The organism is Paraburkholderia bryophila (assembly GCF_003269035.1).
In the GTDB taxonomy this organism is placed as follows: domain Bacteria; phylum Pseudomonadota; class Gammaproteobacteria; order Burkholderiales; family Burkholderiaceae; genus Paraburkholderia; species Paraburkholderia bryophila.
This window is the reverse complement of sequence record NZ_QLTK01000003.1, coordinates 251247-272442: the sequence shown is the minus strand read 5'-3', so window position 1 is coordinate 272442 and position 21196 is coordinate 251247. Positions and strand designations below refer to the sequence as shown.

Here is a 21196-nt window from a genome sequence, read left to right as displayed (position 1 = left end):
AAGAGTTGGCGGACGCTTAAACGGCAACCCACACCTGACCGTTTTCCACCCGCGCATCGAACGCGCTGACGGAATACGCCGGCGTCTCCAGGCACTCGCCGGTACGCAGATCGAAGTGATGCTTGTAAATCGGCGAAGCGACCACCACGCGTTCGCCGAGACTGCCGATCAGCCCGCGCGACAGCACCGCCGCCTGCGAGCCCGGATCGAAGTTCCCGATCGCGTAGACGGCGGCGTGCTCGCGGCCGTCGTGCACGTGAAATACGGCCACCTGCTCGCCGTTGACGAGCGCGCAGACGCCCGTGTTGGGGACGATTTCATCGAGCGGGCAAACGGGCTGCCAGGCACGCGGCACACGGTCTTGATTCATGGCGAAGTCCTCGGTAAATAGCGCAACCCGGGTGGGGGAAATCAGACGGTTTCGACGACGACCGGAATCGCCGCCAGCCGGATGTGCCGTTCGGCGGGTGTGGCCGGCCGGATCTGGCCGCGCTCTTCGACGAACGTCACATTGCGGTCCGGCTCGCTGCTGTTGACGAAATGACGGAAGCGCTTACGCGTTTCGGGATCGGTCACGGCCTTCTTCCACTCGCATTCGTACGTGTCGACCACGTGCTGCAGGTCCGCTTCGAGCTCGGCGGCCACGCCGAGGCGATCGTTGACGACCACGTCGATCAGATACGCCAGTCCGCCTTCGAGGTTCTCGCGCCACACGCTGGTGCGTTGCAGACGGTCCGCCGTGCGCACGTAGAACATCAGAAAGCGGTCGATGTAGCGCACCAGCGTGTCTTTATCCAGATCGGACGCCAGCAGCTCGGCATGGCGCGGCTTCATGCCGCCGTTGCCGCACACGTAGAGATTCCAGCCTTTCTCGGTGGCGATGATGCCGACGTCCTTGCCCTGCGCTTCGGCGCATTCGCGCGTACAGCCCGACACGCCGAACTTGATCTTGTGCGGTGTACGCAAGCCCTTGTAGCGGTTCTCGATCTCGACCGCGAGCCCGACCGAATCGCCGACGCCGTAGCGGCACCACGTCGAGCCGACGCACGACTTCACCGTGCGCAGCGACTTGCCGTACGCATGACCGGATTCGAAACCGGCGGCGATCAGCTCTTCCCAGATGAACGGCAGTTGCTCGACGCGCGCGCCGAACAGATCGACCCGCTGACCACCGGTGATCTTCGTGTACAGCCCGTATTTTTTCGCGACCTGGCCGACGGCGATCAGACCGTCCGGCGTCACTTCGCCGCCCGCCATGCGCGGCACGACCGAGTAAGTGCCGTCGCGCTGGATATTGGCGAGGTAGTAATCGTTGGTGTCCTGCAGCGACGCGTGCTCTTTCTTCAGCACGAATTCGTTCCAGCACGACGCGAGAATGCTCGCCACCGCCGGCTTGCAGATATCGCAGCCCAAGCCATGACCGTGCCGTGCGAGCAATTCGCCGAAGCTGCGCACTTCGCCCACGCGCACGAGGTGATACAACTCCTGGCGGGAAAACGGGAAGTGTTCGCACAGATGGTTGTTGACCGCGAGCCCCTGCTTTTTCATCTCGGCTTTCATCACCTGCGTGACGAGCGGCACGCAACCGCCGCACGAGGTGCCTGCGCCGGTCGCACACTTGAGTGCGCCGATGTCGGTTGCGCCGGCAACCACCGCCGCGCACAAGGCGCCCTTCGACACGTTGTTGCACGAGCAGATCTGCGCGGCGTCGGGCAACGCGTCGACGCCGAGCGCCGGTTTCGCGTCGCCGTCGGCCTGCGGCAGGATCAGGAATTCGGGCGCTTCCGGCAGTTCGACGCGGTTCAGCATCATCTGCAGCAGCGTGCCGTAATCGCTCGCGTCGCCGACCATCACGCCGCCCAGCAGATACTTGCCGCACCCGGAGACCACCAGCTTCTTGTAGACCTGCTTGCGTTCGTCGCTGAACTGATAGGCGCGGCTGCCCGGCGTGTTGCCGTGCGCATCGCCGATACTCGCCACGTCGACGCCCATCAGCTTCAGTTTGGTGCTCATGTCGGCGCCGGCGAATTCGGCCCCGGTCGCGTCGCCGAGCAACTGCTTCGCCACCGCGCGCGCCATCTCGTAGCCCGGCGCGACGAGCCCGAACAACTGGCCGTTCCACAGCGCGCACTCGCCGATCGCGTAGATGTGCGGGTCGCTGGTGCGGCACGCGTTGTCGATCACGATGCCGCCGCGCGCGCCGAGCGTCAGGCCGCTTGCGCGCGCCAGGTCGTCGCGCGGACGGATGCCCGCGGAGAACACGATCATGTCGGTGTCGAGATGGCTGCCGTCCGCGAACTGCATGCGGTGCGTGCCGGTTTCGCCATCCACGATCGCCGTGGTGTTCTTCTGCGTGTGCACGGTCACGCCGAGTTCTTCGATCCGGGTGCGCAGCACGCGGCCGCCGCCGTCGTCGACCTGCACCGCCATCAGACGCGGCGCGAATTCGACCACATGCGTTTGCAGGCCCATATCGCGCAGCGCCTTCGCGCACTCGAGACCGAGCAGCCCGCCGCCCACCACCGTCCCCGTGGTCGAGCGCGCGCCGCATTCCTGCATTGCCTCGAGATCGTCGATGGTGCGATACACGAAGCAGTCGGCGCGCTCCCGACCCGGCACCGGCGGCACGAACGGATAGGAGCCGGTGGCGAACACGAGCTTGTCGTAGGGCAAGGTCTCGCCCGTCGAAACCGTCACGCTGCGCGCGTCGCGATCGATCGCGACCGCCTTCGCGTTCAGTTTGAGCAGCACGTTCTGCCGTTCGAAGAAACCCGGTTCGACCAGCGACAGATCGTCCGCGCTCCGGCCCGAGAAGAACGCCGACAGATGCACGCGGTCGTAGGCCGGCCGCGACTCTTCGCAAAGCACGGTGATGTCGAGCCCGTGCGCGGCATCTTGCGCGAGGCATTCCACCAGTTTGTGGCCGACCATGCCGTGACCGATAACGATGATTTTCATGACCGCGGTGTCCTCAATGTGCTGGGCTTGCTGGGTTTCGTGCGCCGCCGCGCGAGAGCCGCGAAAACGCTTCGGCAAACAAAAACGGCGTCCCGCGAATCCAGTCGATGACTGAATCCGGGGGACGCCGTTGTCCTGATCGGTACTGCGGCGGGCGCTTTGTGTTGCGCTCGCGACGGACCCACGTTGGTCCGATGGCAAGGCTCTACGCAAAGGCCGTGCCAATGGCGGCAAATAAGCGTGGTGAGGCGGTGGCGCGGGGCTTGAGGGGGAATCGCACGCGCGTGCGGCACGTCACCGGCGCGACGCGTTTTGATGCAGCAAGGCACAGGGATGGTGCGACGCAGCACTGTACGCGTGCGGCGCCTGCTTACGGGAATGGACCGTCAGCGCGGCCCGATAGATGCAGTTAGACGTCGGTTAAACACCGGTCGGCAGGCGCGCCACGAAACACGTCCCCTCTTGCGCGGACGACCTAACCTCCAGCGTGCCGCCATGCGCCGCGACGATCTGCTTGCAGATATACAAACCCAGCCCCAAGCCGCCGCCGGGCTTACTGGTAGCCGGCCGCCAATAAGGCTCGAACACCTTGCTCAGGACGTCGGGCGCGATTTCGTTGCCGCCGTTGATCACCGTCAGCACCAGTTCGGCGTGCTCGATGCGCGCCTGCACCCGCACCGGAAACGCCGCGTCGCCGTGCGTCACGGCATTGCCGAGCAGATTCGACAGCAACTGCTGCACGCGCGTGCGGTCGCAGCGCACCGGCGTGGCGATCGCGATGTCGTCGGCGAGCAGACGCTGCGGATTGGCCTCGCGCACTTCCGCGACCACCGCCCGCAGCGCGGCGGTCAGATCGCCGACCTCGTCGATCGAGACGCCGATGCCCGAGCCGAGCCGGCCACGCGCGAAGTCCATCACGTCGTCGATCAAACGCGCCATGCGCAGGGTGGAGGATTTCAGGCGCTGACCGATTCTCACGAGATCGGGTTCGTTCTTGCGCAGCGACAGCAGCTCGGCAGTCGCGCTGACCGCCGACAGCGGATTGCGCAGATCGTGACCGAGCACGGCGATGAACTGCTCACGCAGGCTGGCGGTTTCCCGCTCGCGAAGCAGGGCCGTTTGAGCGGCCTCGTGACGCCCTTCGGTCACGAGTTGCATCGCGATCAGGTCCGCGAATCCTTCGAACATGCTCAGCGTGCGCGGATTCGAGACCTCGGCCGGACTCGGGTCGATCGCGCAGAGATTACCGAAATAGCCGCCGTCGGGAAGAATGATCGGCACGGAAATATAACTGCCGAGCTTGTAGATTCGCGCCGTGTGATGGCCCTGATAGACCTGGTCCGTGCCGAAATTGTCGATCACGATGGCGGCCCGCGCCGCGCGCGACTCGAAACACAGCGTGGTGTGCAGTTCGAGCTGGCCGCCCGCCAACAGGCCGAAGTTCACTTCGTCCTGCACCGCGCAGGCGGTCCAGCTACGCTCGGAGACCCGGGCTACGGCGGCAAAGCCCATCCCCGTGTTTTTGCAGATCAGGCGCAGGATCGCCGGCACAGCGCCGATCCGCTGGACCGCCTCGATATCGCGCGCGATCTGGGCGTCTTCGCTGGGGTCGAGCCGTAAATTCGTCATAAACAAGCCGCGCGGGCGGGTGTGCGTGGAGGGCCTGAAAGCTGGGCGGGAAGCGAAACGTCGCGCAACGATTCTAGCGGGACTTCAAATTGCTCAATACCAGGCATACACATACCAGGAATACTCATAGGGGAAGCCGATGTTCACTCAGCACATGGCCCGCCTGCTGATCGCCGACGACGACCCCGATCTGCTGGCTGCCTACACGCTTTATTTCAGCGCCCAGGGTTTCGACATCCGCACCGCCCGCAACGGGCTCGACGCGCTGGCGCAGTATTGCGCCTGGCATCCGGGCGCCGCGCTGCTCGACGTCGAAATGCCGCGCCTCGACGGGCGCGCGGTGGCGCGCCGCATCCGCTCCGTAGGCGATGTGCCGGCGCCCACGCTGGTCGCGGTCAGCGGACTCGAACGCGCGGAAGAACGCAGCGAGTCGCTGCGTTCGGGCTTCAATCACCACTTCGTCAAACCCGTGCCGATGCCGCTGATCCTCGCCGCGTTGACCGGATCGGCCCGGCATTGAACGGGATTTGAGCGAGGCTTCAATCGCCGAAGCCCAGCTCCGCCTCGACCGTTTGCCCCACCCGCAACCATGCCCCGGCGCCGCTCGCCACGAGCGCGTTATTGCCGAACGTCAGCGCGCCGTCGCGCTGCGGATTCGCCCGGTACGTGCTCATCGTGTCGGTCGGCTCGTGCGGCCAGTCCGGATCGGGTGCGCCGGTCGCCTGGTCGACAGTGGGCATCGGACAGCGCGCGCAGGTCTTGACCAACTGCAACTGCACCGGGGATATCCCGTGAGCCGCTTCCCCGGCGGCCACGCTCAACGTCTCCACGAAGTCTTCCTCGTACGCGTCGAGCCCCGTCAGCACGACATTCGGGCGGAACCGGTCGATCGCGATGGACGGCGCGCCCTTGCGTTGCAGACGCGTGTTCAGATCGTCGAGCGACGCCTGGCCCACCACCAGCAGCGGAAAACCGTCGGCGAAAAAGGTGGTGGCGCCGCCGGTGCTCGCGGTGTAATCCGGATCGACCGTGCGCTCCTGCTCGGGATCGAAACGCAGGAGCCGCACCGGCACGCCGAGAAACGTGGAGAACCAGGCCGCGCTGGCGTCGCCGGCGTCGAGACCGTACGCGGTGTCGCGCCAGACCTGGGTCTGCACCTTGCGCGGCGCGTCGAGCCGCGCGGCGTCGAGCGGCGTGCGCAATTCGTTCATGCCGGGCGCGCGAATCACCAGCTCCGTCTCGCCGAGTTCGACCTTGATCAGCGCCATGCGCGGATACGTACGCTGCGTGAGCATCGCGCCGGCCGGGTCGGTGACGATCCAGCAGCGATCGTATTCGAGCCCGGTGGCAAGCAGGCGCGCTTCGCTCAACGCGATGCCCGCGCAGGATTTGATCGGATAGACGAACAGCTCGCTAATGGTCGGCATGATGTGGGTCGGCGCGTGGGGCCGCGCTCGAATGGCTGGTTTTGAAGTTCGATTGTAAGGCCCGGCGGCCTTGCGTGCCGGATCGCGCGGCCACGGGCCGACGCTCGACCCGCGCATGCGCCGCGAGAATAATCGCGGCGCGCCCGTCCGCTGCGGACCGCAGTCCGCCAGATTACCGATAACCGGCATGCGTCGTGCAGCGGTTTGTTCGAACCGCGCTTGGACGTAAAATCACCGGGCTGCGCGACGGCCCTCGCTTAGCGTCAAAGCGTCACTGGATTGAATTTATAGAAGCATCCTTACCATAACCCGAGACAGGAAATTCATTATGCTGAGCAAACCCGTGTTGACCGTCGCCGAAACGACCCGCATCCTCGAGGCCGCGCGCGCCGAGGCCGAGAAGCACCAATGGGCCGTCGCGATCGTGGTGGTGGACGATGGCGGCCACCAGTTGGGCATGCTGCGGCTGGACGGCAGCGCGCCGGCCAGTTCGTACATCGCGACGGAAAAGGCCCGCACTTCGGCGATCGGCCGTCGTGAAACCAAGGTATACGAAGACATGATCAACAACGGCCGCACCGCGTTCCTGAGCGCGCCGTTGCTGGGCACGCTGGAAGGCGGCGTACCGGTGATCGTCGACGGCCACGTGATCGGCGCGGTCGGCGTGTCGGGCGTCAAGTCGGATCAGGATGCACAGATCGCCAAAGCCGGCATTCAGGCGCTGGCCGTTTAAACCGCAGTTGTAGCTCAACGCGGGCCGATGCCCCCTCATCGGCCCCATTCAGACAGATGGAGCAGTCGATGACTCAGATGAACCCGCGCGGCGGACTGCAGGTCGCCGCCAACCTCGACCAGTTCGTCGAAACCGAAGCCCTGCCCGGCACCGGAATCGACAGCGCAGCTTTCTGGTCGGGTTTCGACGCCCTCGTGCACGAGCTGGCGCCCAAAAACCGTGCGCTGCTGGCCGAGCGCGACCGCCTGCAAACCGAACTCGACGGCTGGCATCGCGCGCATCCGGGCCCGGTGCGCGACCTGCGTGCGTACCGCGCGTTTCTCGAAAGCATCGGCTATATCGTGCCGGTGCCCGCCAGCGTCAAAGCCACGACCGACCACGTGGATACCGAAATCGCCGAACAGGCCGGCCCGCAACTGGTGGTGCCGCTGTCGAATCAGCGCTATGCGCTGAACGCGGCGAACGCGCGCTGGGGCAGCCTGTACGACGCGCTGTACGGCACCGACGCGATTCCCGAAACCGACGGCGCGGAAAAACAGCAGGCCTTCAACCCGGTGCGCGGCGCCGCAGTGATCGCCTATGCACGCCGGTTCCTCGACCAGGCCGCGCCGCTCGCGAACGGCTCGCATGCCGACGCGACCCGCTATAGCGTCGAAGGCGGCAAGCTGGTCGTCGCGCTGAAGAACGGCACCGGCGAGCTGAAAACGCCGGCGCAGTTTATCGGCTATCAGGGCGAAGAGAGCGCGCCGTCGGCGGTGCTGCTCAAGCACAACGGCCTGCACTTCGAGATCCAGATCGACGCCAACGACCCGATCGGCAAGACCGATTCCGCGCATGTGAAGGACGTGGTGGTCGAAGCGGCGGTGAGCACGATCATCGACTGCGAAGACTCGGTCGCGGCCGTGGATGCAGACGACAAGGTCCTGCTCTATCGCAACTGGCTCGGCCTGATGAACGGCGAGTTGACCGAAGAGGTTACGAAGAACGGCAAGACCTTCATCCGCCGTCTGAACGCGGATCGCGTGTACGTTGCCGCGAACGGCACCGCGCCGGTGGTGCTGCATGGCCGCTCGCTGCTGTTCATCCGCAACGTCGGTCATTTGATGACCAATCCGGCGGTGCTGACGAAAGACGGCGCGGAGATTCCCGAAGGCATTCTCGACGCCGTCATCACCACGCTGTGCGCGTTGCACGACCGCAAGCATCAACTGAATTCGCGCACCGGCTCGATCTACATCGTCAAGCCGAAAATGCACGGCCCGGCCGAAGTCGCTTTCGCGAGCGAACTGTTCGCGCGCGTGGAAGACCTGCTGAAGCTGCCGCGCAATACGATCAAGATGGGCATCATGGACGAGGAGCGCCGCACCAGCGTGAACCTGCTCGCCTGTATCGCCGAAGCGTCGGAGCGGGTCGCGTTCATCAACACGGGCTTCCTCGACCGGACCGGCGACGAGATGCATAGCGCCATGGAAGCGGGCCCGATGATGCGCAAGGGCGACATGAAGTCGAGCGCATGGATCGCCGCGTACGAGCGCAGCAACGTGCTGGTCGGTCTGAGCGCGGGCCTGCGTGGCCGCTCGCAGATCGGCAAGGGCATGTGGGCCATGCCCGATCTGATGCACGCCATGCTCGAACAGAAAATCGCCCATCCGAAAGCCGGCGCCAACACCGCGTGGGTGCCCTCGCCGACCGCCGCCACGCTGCATGCGCTGCACTATCACCAGGTCGACGTGCAGGCGGTCCAGCAGCAACTGGAGCGCACGGCGTACGCACAGGTGCGCGACGAACTGCTCGACGGTCTGCTGACGATTCCGGTGGTCGAAACGGCGCAGTGGAGCGACGACGAAATCCGCAGCGAGATCGACAACAACGCGCAAGGCATTCTCGGTTACGTGGTGCGCTGGATCGATCAGGGCGTGGGCTGCTCGAAGGTGCCGGACATTCACGACGTCGGCCTGATGGAAGACCGCGCGACGCTGCGCATTTCGAGCCAGCATATCGCCAACTGGCTGTATCACGGCGTGGTGAAGCGTGAGCTGGTCGAAGAGACGTTCAGGCGCATGGCGAAGGTGGTCGACGAGCAGAATGCCGGCGACCCGCATTACCAGCCGATGGCGCCGGGTTTCGACACGATCGCGTTCAAGGCCGCGCAGGCGCTGGTGTTCGAAGGACGTCAGCAACCGAGCGGCTATACGGAACCGTTGCTGCATAAGTTCCGGCTGGAAGTAAAGGAACAGGGCTGAGCGGGTTTCGGCCTTCGGCGCGGCTTGAACGGGTTTAGAGGTTGACGTTCGCGTTTGACGTCGCCTTTGACCTTCAAGCCGCGCAAAAAAGACGGGCGCCACGCAAAAAGTGCGGCGCCCGTTTCAACATGCGCGGTGCTGCTGCGCGTTGCTTCTGCGTGATACGTTTGTAGCGGGCGCCGTGGCGCGATTGACACGAGTCGCTGGCGGTTCGACGTTCAACTCGCGCAAATCGCCGGCGCCGCCTTCGGGCTCATCCGGGCCCTCAGCCGTTCAAATCCTCAAGCCGCCTCGGCGGTGTACTGCGTCGCCACGCCGGCCGCGCCATTGACCTGCCCCTTCCCCTGCATATAAGCCTGCAGATACGCCTCGAATTCCGCTTTCACTTCCGGATGGCGCAGCGCGAACTCTACCGTCGCCTTCAGATAACCGAGCTTGCTGCCGCAATCGAAACGCGTGCCGAAGTAGCGATACGCGAGCACCTGCTCTTCGGTCAGCAGCGACTGCACCGCATCGGTCAATTGCAGTTCGCCGCCCGCGCCCGGCTTCAGCGCGCGGATATGCTTGAAGATGGTCGGCATCAGCACATAGCGCCCCACCACGCCGAGGTTCGACGGCGCCTTGTCCGGCGCCGGCTTTTCGACGATGCCCGACATCTTGATCACGTTGTCTTCCCACTCGCGACCGTCCACCACCCCGTACGAGCGGCTGTCTTCGCGCGCGATGGTTTCGACGCCGATCACCGAGCTGTGATAGTGATTGAAGGTGTCGACCAGTTGGCTCATGACCGGCTTCGAGCTGTGCAGCAGATCGTCGGCCAGAATCACGGCGAACGGACTCTCGCCGACGAGTTTCTCGGCGCACAGCACCGCGTGGCCCAGACCGAGCGCTTCGGCCTGACGCACATAGAAACAGTCCACATTGGCCGGTTTGATGCTGCGCACGAGATCCAGCAGTTTCTGCTTGTTGCGCGCTTCGAGTTCGGCTTCGATCTCGTACGACTTGTCGAAATGGTCTTCGATCGCGCGCTTGCTGCGACCGGTCACGAAGATCATCTCGGTGATACCGGCGGCAACCGCCTCTTCCACCGCGTACTGAATCAGCGGCTTGTCGACGACCGGCAGCATTTCCTTCGGACTTGCCTTGGTAGCCGGCAGGAATCGTGTCCCGAGGCCCGCTACGGGAAACACGGCTTTGGTGACTTTCAGCATGGTGGGCATTCCATCGGTTAGAAATTAGAGTGTTCGCGGGCCAGGCGGCCAATCGATGTCGCCGGCAAGACTAGCAAAAAACGCGCAAAAAAATCAAACGGGCTCATAGGCGAAAATTTTGTCGCCCTGAATAAATAATTGGATTGCATTTCGATATGTCGCATGGTGATAAATAGCCAGCAACAATTACGGATATCAATCGAATTATTTTTCAGAAACGCTGAAAATCTTACTTGACCGGAGCAGTTGCGCGGCACGGCGGCGTGCGCGGGATCACAACACGCCGAGCACCAGCGGATGCCTGCCGGATCGGTCGGCTCATTCGTTTTCGTCGAGTTGGGGCAGCTTGGCCGGGTTCATCCGGTTACGGCGGATCGGCTCGTTGCGCAACGCTTCCCGGTAGGCGGAGGCGGCGACAAGGAGCAACAGCACGGCAATGCCGGCGAGTAAATGCAGGTTCATGACTTCACCTCGGGTCAAGAGAATCCGTCACTTAAATTAGCATGACAAAAGCAGTAAATAATTCAACTCTGCTTCGGCTTATACGCAATTACAATTCGTCACAAAATCGCCGTCCAATTCAATTCATCCCGCAATTTTTTAACGATTTTTTTGCCGCCGCGCTGCACTACGATGTAACGCACCGCGGGCGTGCACGGCATGCGCTCATCCGTCCGCTTCTGGCCGCCGTTGCCCTCTATCACTTATCTCCTTCAGACCAAGGACCGCGCATGAGCGACCCAGCACTGGATGCCGCCGGCTCATCCCTGCCCCATCTTCCGGCTTCCTCGCCGCGCGCCGCGCGCGTGGCGCAGGTGCGCAACGAAGCGCGCGCCGCAAGCGCCGGCAAGGAGCATGTCATCGACGCAATGCGCGGCTTCGCCGCGTTGCTGGTCGCGTATTTTCATTGCCGGCAGATCGAATGGGTCGGCATGCAGGCGTTTCACCAGAACGTGGGCCATGCGTTCAGCCTGAACAAGCTCGCCGCGTATCTGACCTTTCCGATTGCGTGGGGCTCGGCGGGGGTCCCGATTTTCTTCGTGATCAGCGGTTACTGCATTCATCGCGGCGGTGCGTTGCGGCTCGCCGCCAATCCGGCTTACCAGCTCGACACGGGCAATTTCTGGGTGCGCCGGTTCGCGCGTATTTATCCGGTGCTGCTCGCGGCGCTGCTGCTGACCTTCGCGCTCGACTGGTTCAGCCTGCAGTTGCCGCCCGTCAGCCACAAGATCCGCGAGATCGGCGTGCAGGCGTTTCTCGTCAATCTGTTCTCGCTGCAAGGCGTGGCCGGCAAGACGTATGGCTCGAACGGCGCACTCTGGACGCTGTCGCTCGAGGTGCAGTTCTATGCGATCTATCCGCTGCTGTTCGCGCTGCGCCGGCGGATCGGCATGACCCGCGTGCTGGCGCTGGTCGCGCTCGTCAATGTGGTGTCGGCCTATGTGCTCGAACGTCACGACATCCAGTTCTTCACGTCGTACTGGTTTTCGTGGACGCTCGGCGCGTGGATCGCCGACGCCAAAGCCACCGGCATGCAGCAGCAGAAGCGCTCGCCGGTATGGCTCTACGCGCTGGCCGGCGGGTTTATCGCGTTGGGCTGCGCCGCGTTCCATTTCGGTCAGTACGGCGCGTTCCAGTTCTGGGCGATCGGCTTCGCGTTCTATCTGTACCAGGCGCTGGAGCGCGGCAAGACGGCTCGAACTCAGGCGTGGGGCTCGCGCATGCTGTCGCGCCTCGGCGATTTCAGCTTCTCGCTGTATCTGATTCATCTGCCGATCTTCGTGCTGCTGTCGTCGCTGCTGTTCCGCTCGTCGCTGCAAATGACGATCTGGCCGTCGTTCGGCTACATGCTGGTGGCCATTCCGGTCGCGTACGTGTTCTATCGGCTGGTCGAACTGCCGGCCATGAAATGGTCGGCGAGTTTCAAACCGAAAAAGGCCGCCGCCGGGTCGACCTGAATGCCGACCTGAATGCCGACCTGAATCGCACGCGCATCCACGCGATTCCACGCGAAAAAAACGGAGCGAAAGTCCCGAGACTTTCGCTCCGCTGCGCCAACGACAGGAACCGGCCAAGCTCCTGCCTACACCCCCGCGTCGAAACCGCTTTAAAGCCCGCTTTAAAAACTTGCTCCCGGAATCGTCACTGCCGCCGGCGGCATCAAAGTCCCAAGCCCCAGGGAACCCTGAGACCAGAACTTCAAGCCGCCGCCAGACCGTTTACCGCCCCGCCACGCCCTTCAGAATCCGCGCGACACCTTCCACATACGTCGTCGTGCCGAAGCGGCTCAGCGCCGTCTGATAGCCGTTCCTGACCAGCCGGTTGCGCAGTTCGTCGTTCGAGCGCAGTTCGGCGAGCGTATCGGCGAGACCGTGCGCGTCGCCGGGCGTGCACAGCACGCCGTTCTCGTAGTCGTCGACGATCTCCAGCACGCCGCCCGCCCGCGCCGCCACCACCGGCCGCTGCGCGAGCATGCCTTCGACGATCACGCGGCCGAACGGCTCCGGCGTGATCGACGTATGAACGACCGCGTCCACCGCGCACATGCAGGCCGCGATATCGTGCTGGAAGCCGAGGAAATGCACCCGCTCGCCCAGCTTGTGGGCCGCCACGAACGCATGCAATTCGATCTCGTACTGGTCTTCGCCGAACAGCGGCGCGCCGACCAGCACGGCGTGCATCTGCGGATTCAGGACCATGGCCTCGAGCAGCACATGCTGCCCTTTCCAGCGCGCGAGGCGGCTGAACGAACCGACCAGAAACGCGTCCTGCGGCAGATTCAGCCGCTCGCGCAGCGTGGCCTGCGGCACCGTGCGCAGAGCGTCGAAGGGCGCGGCAGAAATGCCGTTGAACACCACGTCGACGCGTTTTTCGTCGAATTGCGTGAGTTCGGTGAACGCGCGCGCCGACGCGGCCGAATTGGCGATCACGTGCGCGAGACCGAAGCGGGCGCACCACTTGATGATGGCCAACTGCTTGCCGCCGAAATGCTCGGGGCTGACGATATCGCGCAGATGCCACACCACCGGGCGCCGCGCGAGCTTGCCGGCGAGCGCGCCGATCACCATCGCGCGCTGGGTGTTCGCGTAGATCAAGTCGGCCTTGCGCGCACGTTTCGCGGTGGCGCGCACGAGCGAGACCAGACCCTTCAGCGCCTGGCCCTTCGGCAGCGAACCGCCCTGTTTGCGCACATTGCGCAACGCGCCCGCCTCCAGCACCTCGACGCTCGCGCCGGTTTTGGCAAGCGCCGTGCGAAACGGGCCGTCGTCGAACAGCACGACCTCGATCCGCGAGCGCAGCGCCTTGACGATTTCCAGCAACGACAACTCGGCGCCACCGAGCACGCCGCTTTGATCCACCGCCAGAATGCGCGGCGCGCCGGCCGCGGCTTCCGCCTTGTACGGCACGTAAGGCGGCAGCGTCGCGGTGCGCAACGCCGGCACTGCGGCGCGCACGTGCAAAAAGAAGCGCTCGCGGAAGTGCGCCGCGGAAAACTGCTCGGCGTTATGGCGGCAGTCCTCGGGCGAAAAACGCTTCGCCTGCTGGTCGAAACGCTCGAGCGCCGCGATGATCGACTCGACGTTCTGCTCGTCGAAGAACATGCCGGTCGGCCGGGACTCGGACACGTCGCGTACGGTTTCGAGCGCACCGCCCTTGCCGTAGGCAATCACCGGCGTGCCGCACGCCTGCGCTTCGACCACGGAGATACCGAAGTCCTCCTCGGCGGCGAACACGAACGCCTTGGCGCGGCTCATCCGGTCCTTCAGCACCTTGAAGGGCTGGTAGCCCATGATCTCCACGTTCGGCCCTGCTTTCGCGCGGATTTTCTGCATGTCGGGGCCGTCGCCGATCACGACCAGCTTGCGCTCCGGCATCCGCGCGAACGCCTCGACGATCAGGTCGATCTTCTTGTACGGCACCATCCGCGAGGCGGTCAGATAAAAATCTTCCTTGTCGGCGCAGAGCGAAAAAGCGTCCACGTCCACCGGCGGAAAGATCACCTGCGCGTCGCGCTGATACACCTTCCTGATGCGCCGGGCGATGAAATCCGAGTTGGCGACGAAGCCGTCCACCGAGTTCGACGTGCGGATATCCCAGTTGCGGATGTAATGCAGAATCAGCCGCGCCATGGCCGACTTCGGCCCGTTGGTCAGCTTCGACTGCTGCAGATACTGGTGCTGCAAATCCCACGCGTAGCGGATCGGCGAATGCACGTAGCTGATATGCACCTGATCGGGCCCGGTCAGAATGCCCTTGGCCACCGCGTGGCTGCTCGAAATCACCACGTCGTACGCGGACACGTCGAGCTGTTCGATCGCGAGCGGCATCAGCGGCAGATAGGTGCGGTATCGGGTGCGCGCGAGCGGCAGTTTCTGGATGAACGAGGTCGTGACCCGCTTGCCGCGCAGAAAGCTGCGGTCGTCGAGAAAATCGACCAGACTGAAGAGATCCGCATCCGGAAAGCACGCGACGATCTGTTCCAGCACCTTCTCGGCGCCCGCATAGGTGACGAGCCAGTCGTGCACGATCGCCACGCGCACGGATTTATCGGCGCGCAACGCGGCGCGGCGCGGCGGCGCCTGCACGCTGGGCACGCTGGTGAGTTCGGCCAGTGCGCTACGCGTCGCGGGTCGCAACACGGCTTCTTCTTCAAGGACTTCGTGGTTCATGCGCTTTTCCTCGGATTCAGTCGCAACAGCAGTGAACGCGCAAGATCGCGCAAAGCGGGGGTCATCGTGATCGACCAGGCGAGATTCGCGCCGACCATCAGCAGGCCGGCCACGATCGCCAGCGCGAGACCCGGCAGAAAGCTGGCGAGCCACAGGCTGGCCAGCAGAAACGCGAGGTGGGCGAGCATGTCGAGCGCGATCTGGCGCGCGCGAATCGCGGCGAAATGCAGCAGCACCGCGTAGTCGAACAACGCGCGCCCGGCGACGGCCACCGCCGCGCCGGTCAGACCGAAGTGCGAGATGCCGAACCACAACGCCCCCGCAAACAGGGGCAATTCGAACAAACCGACCCGCGCGGCGGTCGCCGGATGGACCTGCGACTGGATCAGAATCCGCGTCACGTTCGCCTGCCCGACGAGCCACACGGCGATGATCATGATCCGGCCCACCGGCGCGGCCACCGTGGCGATTTCATTGCCGACCCACAGATGCAGGAACGGTTCGAGCACCAGCATCGCGACCAGCGCGACCGGCGTGAACACCCCATTGAGAAATTCGAGCGACTGCTGCGTGATGGTGTCGGCGTCGGCGCGACCCACGGCGGACAAACGCGGAAACAGCGTGCGCACCAGCGCGGTCGGCACGATGTTCAGGCGCGTCACGAGGTTCTGCGGCACCGTGTAATACGTGACGAAGCGCGCACCGAGACTCGTGCCGAGCATCACGCGGTCGAGCGAGTCGGCGATCATCGTGGTAACGCTCGCAATCAACATCCAGCCGCCGAAGTTGAACAGCCCCTTCGCGACGCCGAATTGCGGCGCCCGGATGCGGCGAATCTCCAGCACCTTCAGCGCGGAACGGCCCAGCATCAGTGCCGCCAGAATCCGCGCGAAGACGGCGGCGGCCAGCACGTTCTGCAGGGTTGCGCCGAGCCACAGCGCGGCGCCCAGCGGCAGCAACTGGAACAGGAAGGTGCCGATGGTCTGATTGGTGTTGTACACACCGAAGCGCTCCGCGCCGTTGATCGCGCCGGCGAACACCCACGAGACATTGGCGATCGGAATCGCCACCGCGAGCCACGGCAGCGCCATATACACCTCATGCTGCAACTCGGGCGATACCTTGGTGAAATACGCGGTGTACAGAAACGCGCCGAAATAAATGATCAGCCCGCCGATCACGCCGGTCGCGAAATTGAGCCACGTCGCGCTCCAGAACACCCGTTCGCTCTCGCTCCTGTCACCGGAGGCCAGCGCCTTCGAGATGTGATTCTGCGCGGCCATGCTCATGCCGAGATCGAGAATGCTGAAATAGCCGATCAGCGTCCACACGAGACTGATCACGCCGTAGCGCTCGACGCCGAGCAGCTTGATATACGACGGCACGGTCACGAGCGAGACGAAAGTCGGCAGGACCAGCCCGAAGAAATTGATCGCTACGTTCTTGAGAATGCCTTTGTCCATCGGATGCCCTGGGTTTGACTGCGGTTGCTGAAGCGCGCCTGAAGCGCAGTGGGCTTCAAGGTTTCCAGCGGTACATCATCACTTTGCCGCGCGCGTCTTCCTCGACGAACACGAGGTATTCGCCATCGGCGCGCTTCGCCGCGCTGATGCCGTTGGGCACGTCGACCCAACCCGACGCGCGCCCCACTTCGGGCCCCGGCCGGATCACGCCGAGTTCCTTGCCGCTGTCCTTGTCCCACACGTGCACCGCGCCGACCGGCTCGACGCCGAACAGGTATTGCCCCTCGACGGTCAGGCCGATGATCGTGGCGATCGGTTTGCTCTGCGTCTGCCACGGCAGCGTGATCGAATAGCGCTGCACCGGATTGCCGCTCGACCATTTGTCGTAGCGCACCAGCACGCGGCCCACTTCCTTCCAGAAGCCGCGATCGACCGGTGTATCCGGCGTGTAGCCGGTCACGTACATCGTGTCGGTGGCCGGTTCGTAGAGCGCGCGATGCAGCTCGGTGAACGGTTGCGGCACCGGGTACTGCGTCAGGTTCGAATACGAATAGACCGGGTTGCCCTTCGCATCGAGACCGCCGAACCGGAAGCGGTAAATGCCCTTGTTGTCGCGCGTGCGCCAGATATCGCCGGCGCTATCCACCCACCAGCCCCAGCCGCCCGCGAGCTTCGTGCCGCTCGTGTTGAGCGAGAATTCGTCGGGGTTGAATTTGCCGTCGCCGTTCGCATCGCGCCAGATCCAGTCGCCGCCCGGCGGTGCATTCGGCACCTTGGCGACCGCGCGCTCACGCCCGGCGATGAAACCCGACGGAATCGCCGTCTCGCCGTCGCGCTGCGGATCGAAGCGATAGATCTTCAGATGGTCCGCGTACATGTCCGTCAGATACAGGAACGTGCGGCCCTTCAACTGACGGGCGATCGGCAGGCCCGGATACTGGTCGGTGTGAAACACCGGATCGTCCGGATACTTGAAGCGGTTCGACAAAAAGCCCGCGTATGTCCAGTCCTGCCCGGCAGGCTTCGACAGATCGAGTTCGAAACGCTTGTTGCCGGTATAGACGCTGTCGGGACGCGCCGGATCGATCCACGCACCGTCCACGAACAGCAGCCCTTGCACCTGCCAGTCGCGCTTGCCGTCCGGCGCGTAGCTTTCGAGGGTCGCGCCCAGACCCGCACCGATCGGGTCGTAGCGCGGCCCGATGCCGTTGGTCGAGACGTAGACATTGCCGCGCGCATCCACGCCCACGCCGGTCAGTCCGTTGAAACGCTGCGGCCCCGGTTTGCCCGCAACGCCGCCAAAGATCCCGCCGCGCTCGCCGAGCGAGCCCGATTCCGCATAGCGGCCGTTGTTTTTGCTGAAGAACAGCACCTGCTGACGTGGGCCGTTATCGGCGATCACCAGGCGGCCTCGTGCGTCCACGGCAAGGTCGACGGCCACTGTGTCGGCCGGCAACGTCAGCGTCTCGTCGATGCGCTTGCCCGCTGACGTGTAGTGCTCGACATGCGGCGCGCGATCGTTACGCGTGCCGCTCAGAACCCACAACGTGCCGTCGGGCGCGAGCGCAAGGCGGCCCGGTTCGTGCACGCTCCACGTAGTTTTCTGCTGCATCGATTCGGCGTCATAGACCTCGATGCGATCGCGCGCGGTGTTGGCCGCATAGAGCGTGCTGTCGTTCGCCGCGAGGCCGCCAATCTCCGCGCTCGTGCCGGTCGGCACTTCGTTCATCATCAGGAAGCCGGCCGCCAGTTGCGCATGCGGGTCGGCGGCTTTCGCGGCAGGCTGGAACGGCGCGGCGAGTTTCGGGTCGGCAATCTGCCGGCGCGAGATGCCGAACCACTGCTTGCCCTTTTCCGGCCACACGCCCTGCTCCACCAGGCGTCCTTTTTCATTGCCGACGCCGATCGCGACGAACGCATACTTGCGGTTCACCGCGATCGCGCTGCCGCCGCTATTGCCCCAGCCATGCGTGCCGCCCGCGAAGCCGAGCATCTTGCCGTTCTGGTAGACGCTCGCTTCGGCGCCGCTTTCGTCCCACGGTGCGTTCGTATAAACCTTGCCGTCGGGCGCGACCGCGATCGCGGTGATGTTGATCTGCGCCCAGCTGCCGTCGCCGAAACCAAAGGTATTGCCGATCCATGAAGTCTTCGCGTTCAACGCGGTTTCCGCGCCGGCCGTGACGCCAAACGATGCCGCGGCGAATCCGGTGGCACAGGCAAGCACAGCGAACCTGCTTTTGAACGTGAAACGGGGCAAGGTATTTCCTCCAGTCAACGCGGCGCCGCGCGCGGACCTACGCCCGCGCGGGAATCAAAAGAAGCAGAACAAGAACATGAGAACCGGTCGTGCGATCCAGCACGCCAGCCGACACACAAGCCGGCAAACGAGCAAAGAGCAGGACGACGCGACGGTTCGCCGTGAACGGGTTGCGCGTGCGGCGCACGCGCCTTCCCTGGCCAGCCGGTCCGCACGGCTCACATTACGCGGAAAAAACCGCGCGACGAAAATCGAAAATAATTCAAAAATATTCGACGCTTCAAGCATCCTGAAAGAAATCGATTTAAAAATCGATTAACCGAAAATTAATTGCGCCACACCTCTTCATCCGCACATTGCGATTCATCTTTACCGATGCCATAGCGCTCTGATCCGCACTTATTACGTGTTGCGTCATCGGCGCGATCCATGCGCGACCTATGCGCAACACCAGCATAAAAATCCATTGCGAATGGATAACGAAACACCCTGTTGCAAACTGATTCATTTATCCAATTCATTCCCGTTTTTTCGCGATTTTCTTTTCCCTAGAATCGATTGCACTTTCGTTGCGACGCGAAGCGGGCGTGGCTGTGCTGTTTCTCGCGCTGTGCCGACTCGTGCGCGGCTCCCCGGCTTCACACCATGGACGGTTCATGACTGCTAGCGCACTGCCTTCATCACCCTCTCACTCCCGCCGCATCGTGCAGCTCGACGGCCTGCGCGCCATCGCGGTGCTCGCAGTGTTCGCGCAGCACGCCTTGAAGGCGCCGCTGTGGATGGGCGTCGATCTGTTTTTCGTTTTGAGCGGGTTTCTGATCACCGGCATCCTGCTCGAACGCAAGGCGCGCCAGCAGTCGTATTTCGGCTATTTCTACGCACGCCGGGCGCGCCGCATCCTGCCGCCGTACGTGTTGCTGATGGTGGTGTCGTCGATCCTGTTCGGCTTCGGCTGGGCACAGCACTGGCAGTGGTATGCATTCTTCGCGACCAATATCGGCGACGCGCTCAATCAGAGCGGTCACGACAGCCTGAATGTGTTGTGGTCCCTCGCGGTCGAAGAGCAGTTCTATATTTTCTGGCCGTTCGTGATTCTGCTACTGCCCGAGCGTGTGCTCGGCTACGTGGCAGCCGCGCTGATCGTGCTGGTGCCGCTGCTGCGCGCGTTCGCCACGCCGTGGTTCGATTCGTTCTGGCCGATCTATTACCTGACGCCGTTCCGCATGGATCTGCTCGCGGCCGGCGCGCTGCTGGCGATCGCCGTGCGGCGCGATCGCGATGCGCTCGAACCGTACAAGGGTCTGGCCGTGCTGGGATGTTTCGCGGCGCTTGCCGTGCTGGCCTGGCTGCATTTGCACTATCCGCGCTTTCGCGCGGCGAATACGCCGCTGTCGAACGCCGGGCTGTATAGCGTTTCGCTGGTGCTGTGCACGTCGGTCGTGGTGATCGCGTTGCAGAGCAAGGGCATCGTCAAACGGCTGCTGTGCCATCCCGTGCTGGTCTATATCGGCACGATCAGTTACACGATCTATCTGATTCATCTGAGCGTGCTGTACATGCTGTGGCCGCTGCAACTCAACCGTTTTGTGACGGCGGCGTTGGCGCTCGCGATCACGCTCGTCTACGCCAGCATCACGTGGTTCGCGTTCGAGAAGCGGCTGATTTTCGGCGCGGGGAACGGTCATGCGCCGGCGGCGGCAGGTGTCGGTTCCGCGGTCGGTTCCGGCGTGACCGCGGCCGCACCGCGCGCGCCGCAAAGCCGTGCATGAGGCGCCACGCAGGCTTCGCCGCGAGCGCCTGGACCTCGATGCGGACCAGGATGTGGATACCGATGCGGCCGTGGTCCACCGCGGCGACGCTGGCCTGCTTCGTGACCTTGAGCGCGCACGCCGGCCGCGCCGACGCGGCGCAAGCCTCATCCACGACGCTGCCCGCCAACACCGCGCAGACGCAGGTGCTGATCGAAGCCTACGGCGATTCGACCACGCTCGGCATTACCTGTCGCGACGGCCACTGCGGCCCGCAAGCGCGCAATGCCGTTGCGTATCTGCAGGACGATTTGCAGGCGCGCGTCGGCGAACGCGTTCTCGTCACGAACTACGGCGTGGGCGGCACGATGGCCACCCAGCTGCGCGACGGCACCGGCAATCGCCGCGCCGGTCCGACCGCCGGTCTGCCGTGGCAGGCGCGTTTGGCCGCATCGCCCGCGCAGATCGTGCTGATCAATTACGGCATCAACGAAGTCATGCACAACCAGACGCCCGAGCAGTTCTACGCGGCCGAAACGGCGCTGGTGACGAGCGCCCGCGCGCTCGGCAAGCAGCCGGTGCTGCAGACCTCGAACCCGATGCCCGACGACCGTCTCAATGCGCGGCTCGACGCGATGGTTGCGATGACGCGCCGCGTGGCCGCCGAGCAGCAGGTGCCGCTGGTCGATCAGTACGCGTACGTCAGCCGCTTGCCGGACTGGAAGACGCTGATGTCCGACGGCGCGCATCCGAAGCCGGACCTGTATCGACTGAAGGCGGAACAGGATTGCCGGGTCGTCGAACCGATGGTGCGGCGACTGCTGGACGGCACACGTTGAGGTGTTTTTTTCAGAGCG

17 protein-coding genes are annotated in these 21196 nt (G+C 64.1%); 7 read left to right on the top strand and 10 right to left on the bottom strand.

Annotated elements, in window-relative coordinates:
* Positions 1 to 16: 16 nt before the first annotated feature.
* The 3 genes from nirD to BX591_RS08045 all read right to left on the bottom strand — a co-directional run bounded on the left by nirD (position 17) and on the right by BX591_RS08045 (position 4587).
* On the bottom strand, positions 17 to 370 hold the full coding sequence (gene nirD, locus BX591_RS08055; protein WP_111930129.1) for a nitrite reductase small subunit NirD: 354 nt from the start codon (positions 368 to 370) through the stop codon (positions 17 to 19).
* A gap of 41 nt (positions 371 to 411) precedes the next feature.
* Positions 412 to 2958, bottom strand: a complete 2547-nt coding sequence (nirB, locus tag BX591_RS08050) for a nitrite reductase large subunit NirB (protein ID WP_111930280.1) — start codon at positions 2956 to 2958, stop codon at positions 412 to 414.
* 420 nt (positions 2959 to 3378) lie between these two features.
* Positions 3379 to 4587 (bottom strand): GAF domain-containing sensor histidine kinase, encoded by a 1209-nt coding sequence (locus BX591_RS08045; protein WP_244146869.1) that lies wholly within the window; start codon positions 4585 to 4587, stop codon positions 3379 to 3381.
* 139 nt (positions 4588 to 4726) lie between these two features.
* On the opposite strand from BX591_RS08045, the gene BX591_RS08040 reads away from it, so the two are divergent.
* Positions 4727 to 5107 carry a response regulator gene (locus tag BX591_RS08040; protein WP_111930128.1) on the top strand — a complete coding sequence of 127 codons (381 nt, stop codon included), beginning with the start codon at positions 4727 to 4729 and terminating at the stop codon, positions 5105 to 5107.
* A gap of 19 nt (positions 5108 to 5126) precedes the next feature.
* On the opposite strand, the gene BX591_RS08035 is transcribed toward BX591_RS08040, so the two are convergent.
* Positions 5127 to 6014 (bottom strand): MOSC domain-containing protein, encoded by an 888-nt coding sequence (locus tag BX591_RS08035; protein ID WP_111930127.1) that lies wholly within the window; start codon positions 6012 to 6014, stop codon positions 5127 to 5129.
* Positions 6015 to 6342: 328 nt separating this feature from the next.
* Here BX591_RS08035 and BX591_RS08030 point away from each other — a divergent pair, with 328 nt between their 5' ends.
* Positions 6343 to 6747: a GlcG/HbpS family heme-binding protein gene (locus BX591_RS08030; RefSeq protein WP_111930126.1), complete on the top strand. Its 405-nt coding sequence runs from the start codon at positions 6343 to 6345 to the stop codon at positions 6745 to 6747.
* 68 nt (positions 6748 to 6815) lie between these two features.
* A complete protein-coding gene (locus BX591_RS08025; RefSeq protein ID WP_111930125.1) occupies positions 6816 to 8990 on the top strand; it encodes a malate synthase G in 2175 nt (724 codons plus the stop codon).
* A 281-nt stretch (positions 8991 to 9271) separates the two neighbouring features.
* Here the strand turns inward: BX591_RS08025 and galU are convergent, their stop codons facing one another.
* From galU to BX591_RS36385, 3 genes are all read right to left on the bottom strand, one after another.
* On the bottom strand, positions 9272 to 10201 hold the full coding sequence (gene galU, locus BX591_RS08020) for a UTP--glucose-1-phosphate uridylyltransferase GalU (RefSeq protein ID WP_111930124.1): 930 nt from the start codon (positions 10199 to 10201) through the stop codon (positions 9272 to 9274).
* A 318-nt stretch (positions 10202 to 10519) separates the two neighbouring features.
* Positions 10520 to 10663 carry a hypothetical protein gene (locus BX591_RS36390; RefSeq protein WP_167444512.1) on the bottom strand — a complete coding sequence of 48 codons (144 nt, stop codon included), beginning with the start codon at positions 10661 to 10663 and terminating at the stop codon, positions 10520 to 10522.
* Between the two features lie 98 nt (positions 10664 to 10761).
* Positions 10762 to 10905 carry a hypothetical protein gene (locus BX591_RS36385; protein WP_167444511.1) on the bottom strand — a complete coding sequence of 48 codons (144 nt, stop codon included), beginning with the start codon at positions 10903 to 10905 and terminating at the stop codon, positions 10762 to 10764.
* A gap of 27 nt (positions 10906 to 10932) precedes the next feature.
* On the opposite strand from BX591_RS36385, the gene BX591_RS08015 reads away from it, so the two are divergent.
* On the top strand, positions 10933 to 12159 hold the full coding sequence (locus tag BX591_RS08015; protein WP_111930123.1) for an acyltransferase family protein: 1227 nt from the start codon (positions 10933 to 10935) through the stop codon (positions 12157 to 12159).
* 261 nt (positions 12160 to 12420) lie between these two features.
* Here BX591_RS08015 and BX591_RS08010 read toward each other — a convergent pair whose 3' ends face one another.
* The 3 genes from BX591_RS08010 to BX591_RS08000 are packed head-to-tail and all read right to left on the bottom strand — an operon-like array spanning position 12421 to position 18558.
* Positions 12421 to 14871: a glycosyltransferase family 4 protein gene (locus BX591_RS08010; RefSeq protein ID WP_111930122.1), complete on the bottom strand. Its 2451-nt coding sequence runs from the start codon at positions 14869 to 14871 to the stop codon at positions 12421 to 12423.
* Positions 14868 to 16334 carry a flippase gene (locus tag BX591_RS08005; RefSeq protein WP_111930121.1) on the bottom strand — a complete coding sequence of 489 codons (1467 nt, stop codon included), beginning with the start codon at positions 16332 to 16334 and terminating at the stop codon, positions 14868 to 14870. Before BX591_RS08005 ends, BX591_RS08010 begins: the two co-directional genes overlap by 4 nt.
* 55 nt (positions 16335 to 16389) lie before the next feature.
* Positions 16390 to 18558 (bottom strand): NHL repeat-containing protein, encoded by a 2169-nt coding sequence (locus tag BX591_RS08000; RefSeq protein WP_244146868.1) that lies wholly within the window; start codon positions 18556 to 18558, stop codon positions 16390 to 16392.
* Here BX591_RS08000 and BX591_RS36865 point away from each other — a divergent pair.
* The 3 genes from BX591_RS36865 (at position 18464) to BX591_RS07985 (ending at position 21178) form a co-directional block, all read left to right on the top strand.
* A complete protein-coding gene (locus BX591_RS36865; protein WP_244146887.1) occupies positions 18464 to 18910 on the top strand; it encodes a hypothetical protein in 447 nt (148 codons plus the stop codon). The two genes, BX591_RS08000 and BX591_RS36865, sit on opposite strands and share 95 nt — an antisense overlap.
* 337 nt (positions 18911 to 19247) lie before the next feature.
* Positions 19248 to 20360, top strand: a complete 1113-nt coding sequence (locus BX591_RS07990) for an acyltransferase family protein (RefSeq protein ID WP_111930118.1) — start codon at positions 19248 to 19250, stop codon at positions 20358 to 20360.
* A gap of 62 nt (positions 20361 to 20422) precedes the next feature.
* Positions 20423 to 21178: an SGNH/GDSL hydrolase family protein gene (locus BX591_RS07985; protein ID WP_111930117.1), complete on the top strand. Its 756-nt coding sequence runs from the start codon at positions 20423 to 20425 to the stop codon at positions 21176 to 21178.
* Positions 21179 to 21196 lie beyond the last annotated feature (18 nt).